The organism is Patescibacteria group bacterium (genome assembly GCA_041661625.1).
Classification (GTDB): Bacteria; Patescibacteriota; Patescibacteriia; order JAHIZJ01; family JAHIZJ01; genus JBAZUB01.
Genome location: JBAZUB010000017.1, coordinates 1 through 4432, shown reverse-complemented (window position 1 = coordinate 4432; position 4432 = coordinate 1). Strand labels below are relative to the sequence as shown.

4 protein-coding genes are annotated in these 4432 nt (G+C 48.0%); 1 reads left to right on the top strand and 3 read right to left on the bottom strand.

The genetic code is table 11. The annotated features are described in order from the left end of the window. Nucleotides 1–589, top strand: a 589-nt coding sequence (locus tag WC734_06470) for a hypothetical protein (protein MFA6198761.1), incomplete at its 5' end; no start/stop codon positions are given. Nucleotides 590–682: 93 nt separating this feature from the next. Here WC734_06470 and WC734_06465 read toward each other — a convergent pair. The 3 genes from WC734_06465 to WC734_06455 form a co-directional block, all read right to left on the bottom strand. Further along, a complete protein-coding gene (locus tag WC734_06465; GenBank protein MFA6198760.1) occupies nt 683–1753 on the bottom strand; it encodes a hypothetical protein in 1071 nt (356 codons plus the stop codon). Further along, a complete protein-coding gene (locus tag WC734_06460; protein ID MFA6198759.1) occupies nt 1743–2948 on the bottom strand; it encodes a hypothetical protein in 1206 nt (401 codons plus the stop codon). The genes WC734_06465 and WC734_06460 overlap by 11 nt, the downstream gene beginning before the upstream one ends. Nucleotides 2949–2965: 17 nt before the next feature. Beyond that, a partial coding sequence (locus WC734_06455; GenBank protein MFA6198758.1) for a hypothetical protein occupies nt 2966–4432 on the bottom strand: 1467 nt, incomplete at its 5' end.

Below are 4432 nucleotides of genomic sequence, written 5' to 3'. Positions count from 1 at the left end.
CTATGAAGGAAATCCGCATGGCGCATTCCGAAGCATTGCGGGCGATGGGTCAAACAGAATTACCGTTGGAAGGCGGTGTGTGATGACTAAATTCAAAGTAGGAGATCTGGTAAAGATTGTTGATATCAGTCTTAGCCAAACTACCGGAGATTTGTTAGGGAAAATAACGACAATTAAGGGCTATAACCTTAGCGGTAAAGGTATCTGTCTTGAAAACAATAATTACGGGTGGGAAAGTTGGCAACTCCAGAAAATTGTCCCCGCACCTAAAACCAATAATATCCGCCACCTACAAGGCAAATTCATTATGCCGGATGGGACGCCCGGGGTTGTTAGTGTGACTATATTTGGAAATGTTACACAAGTAACGATTGTTGTTGGCATCCCGCCCTACAAAGCAATCAATAAAGACAAGCAATTCTGGGCTGGCGTGGCATATTGTTGCCCAACAGACGTGTTTAATATCAACGTTGGTGTCAGATTGGCATGTAGGCACGCATTGATAAATAAATACTTCCCAAAAAATACAGAAGCGTACCGCCGGTCAATATATTCTGCAATTCGCAAGGAGATGGTGTCGAAAGGATAAACAATAGCTTTGCCACACGTGGCGTAACCGTCCAGCCTGACGATTTGACGGTGGTACGGTAGAGACCGGAGGACATCTATACTCCGGTCTTTTTTATATTGCAAAAAGATTATTGACAGCCATACGGCAATCGCCAGCAAGAGCGAAGTTTTGAGTGCTATCTCCTCTTGTTACAGCAATAATTGGCGTAGTTTCAATTGAAGCCAATCCGACCTGCCAGTTGGTTAATCCCGTATAGTATAGTTTTGTTGCAAAGTTTACGCCAAGCGCCGGAGTAAACGGAGGTGTAGCATAAATAGCATTTGAAGCAGTGCCTCCGGTTGTTCCGGATGTATAAAGATTCACATGAACATCATCATACCGGATTTTATATTTTGCTCTGGTGGTTGTAACGCCTGTATAGGTCATAGAACCGGAAGCAGAATAGACTGGCTGCCAATCATTCCACCTTGACTCAAAAATTGGTCGTTGAATCAAGTTTTTGTTGGTGAACGTTGGAACTGTCCACGTATATCCAGCACCCGCGCTTAATGTTGCTGCAAACCTGCCAATATTCTCGTAATCGTCACCAGCGGCGGCAGTTGTGATGGTCGAAATCGCACAAAACTTCTCGTTGGTGGTTGTGGTAGAAAAACTATCATATTCCGTTCCACCCGGTATTCTTGAAAACCCAATCACTACTCCATCTGTTGCGTTGTAACCGAGATAAACGAAGTAATCAATTTCTTTCGTCCTTAATTCTACGCTTCCCGCGTTACACCAATTTGTTCCGGCATTTTTTGTTACACTTAATGCAGATGTTATATCTCTAATTGTATCTCCAATGCGGCACGAGACAACGTTTGATGCCGATGGATCGTTTCCGTCCAATCCTTTTATTGCAACCGTAAGGTTATTTGATGCCACTGTAACAACTATTTTCCCATTTATTAAAAAACCTCGAGGTCCAGACACGGCACTTGTTGATCCGATATAATCCGCTTGTAACTGTTGTCCTGTCAGCGTCAGGTTGATGGTGGCGGTATCCACAACGGTAACGGGGTCGTGTATCGTGCCGCTGCTGGACGTAATAACGGGTCGGTTGATAATACTTTCCAACCGCCGTAACCATTTCTCAATACGGTTGATACGCCTTACAAATTCACCTTCGCCTCTATTCAGCATCTTGTGCGTTCCTTCCGGTTATCGTTTCTTCTCCGTTCTCGTTTACCGCCACATACACATTGACGACTTCGATCTCAAATTGTTTGCCTGCATAACTTACCGGCAACAGGTCGCCCATGTCCCAGTCAATCCCATATAAACTACGCGGTGTATTATGCCCGCCAGGTGAGTTCAGGAACACGGCATCCAAATTGAAGATTGGTTTACCTTCACCCAACGCCACATCCGCTTCACCCTGCAAGCCGCTGGCATCCGTCTCATAAGTAGCAGAACGAACTCCCTCGCACCTGTTCCATCTCGATTTTTTGATAAGTGACAGGTTCTCCACTTCCAACACGGCACGTCCGCTGTCCACGCCCTGCCCCTTGACAAAGACGGCATTCACCTCGTCAAAATGGCTCTCGATGTAGGTGGGGGCTTTCAGGTTCTCATTCTCAACCGAGAACGTCACTCCATCCGTTCTATCCGTCCCGCGCAGGTCAGCGAAGGTGCGAAACTCATATCCGGTCTGCGCGTTCGGTTCTGCCAATGTCGCAGTCGTTCCGGTAAGCTCAACAGGCACGACCCCAAAGTATATCTTGCGGTTAGTGGACAGGGTATAGTTCATGTTGAATGACAATTCCATCAACTCTTTTATGATATCCAGCACGTTACGGTCGGCAAAGGCAAGTTTTACGGATGGTCCAAGCGACAAATCCGCCTGTACCGTGAACTCGCCCTGCGGGAAGGCGCGGTCATTATCCAATACTCCGGCATAGTCATAGCAGCTTCCATACAGGCATTGCTCGCGCACGATTTCTTTCATCATGTCGTCAATATAATCGGTCTTGGTGGTGAACTGCGTATCCGTATATTGGATAGCGTACCTGCGGTTGAGTAAATCCATCCCGTTCCTGCCGCGCAACATGATGGTCTGGATGGCATCTTCCTCGCGTGTGTACACTTCCGGTTTGCGCAGCATATACGCGTCCTCGCGTTGCATCGGGTATCCGTAAGCGGGAGAACGCCAGACCTCGATTCTCCAATCTGGCCTGAAGAATGGCTGTACCATCTTAGCCCATTCTTTGAAGTTGAATTGCATCTGCAACGTGGACAGGTAATATGCCGAACGCGAGTAGGCGAAGTTGTTATACTTCTCCAACGCGAACATTCGTCTGCCGCTGTCATCTGTGAGCCAAAGTTCGTAAGTTGCCATGTCTTATATTATAGCATCTAAAATGCTTCCCCATACCCACTGCTATCCGCTGACCAGTGTGTTGGCGTGAAGTAGATGTGTACCAGTGACCCGATACCGTCTGTTATGAATACCGCCACCTTGTTTTCGCCAGGTATCAGGCTGAATTTATTGAAGTCTGAACCCGACAGGATGGAATAAAGCAGGTCGCCGCGTACTGTGGACTTAATTGTGGACGCCTCGAAGTCAATGAATATCTCTTCGTCCACCAGGATGTCCAGGTCAAAATATACCTTGACTTTCGAGGTCTCATTCTCGATATAGCGTAACTTACCCTGCCCCTTGATGTATATGGTCGGTTTTACCTCCGCACTTCCCGTGTTGGTAACTCTGCTTATTCCTGAATAATGGGAAGAAGTTGGACCCGCATATCCACCGGGCATATACGATAAACTTTGCCCGCCCGCGAACAGATCATCGTCTTCTCCCAACATCAGGGCGTTGATGACAACGCGGTCGGTCTCGGTGCGCGCAGGATCACAACTTGGGTCAGCGCCTGCCGCTATGTAACGCGTGAAATCCGGCGGGAACAGGATGTCAGGGCGCAGCCAGTTTGACCCATTCCAATAGGCCAGACCGCGTACTTCGAGTGTTCCAATGCTATTAAAACGACCTCCGACTATCATCGTTCCTTTGCTGTCAAATTCGATGGTCGTGGCGTAATCATCCATGTCGTTGTTTCCAAGAGGCACCCACGCACCACCATCGAACTCGGCAACGTAGTTTACATCGCGTGTGCTGGAATGTGTGAACGCTCCCGCCGCGTACAGGTCAAAAGAGGGTGATAATTTGAGTTTATATACGATGTCATCAAATCCATCTCCGATAGGCTCGAATGTGTTGGTTGCCACAATATACTTTGCCACACGCGTCAAACCAGAGCCAGGGTTGCCAAATTCATCTGTGAAGTCGCCGCCCACATATATCTCGCTGCCATCCGGTTTCATCTCGAGGGTGTACACATCCCCGTTCAAACCATCGTATGCGCCAATGGGATGCCAGGTCGAGCCGTCCCAGCGCGCAATGTGGTAAGCGTCTCTATCTCCCGCTTGATGGAACATGCCGCCCACATATACATCTCCGTTGGGATGTATCTTGACCGCCAATCCTTCGCGTTCATAACAGGATGGGCCATACAATCCTTCTCCGAGTGCATACCAATTCGCTCCATCCCATCTGGCAATATTCTTGGCAAATACTCCGCCTATAGTAGCAAAGCGTCCGGCGACATATACATCCCCGTTCGGCCATACGTCAATGGCATTGTAGATGCGCGTAAATTTACAGTATTCGACCTGCAAACCAATGTTGGAAGTTCGGATATGCCAGTATGGAGTGTACTCGACCTGTAATCCAATGTCGGAGGTGCGGACATGAGAAACAGGGGAATACTCCACCATAAGCCCGATGTCAGATGTACGCGTATGAGGAGTAGGATAATATTC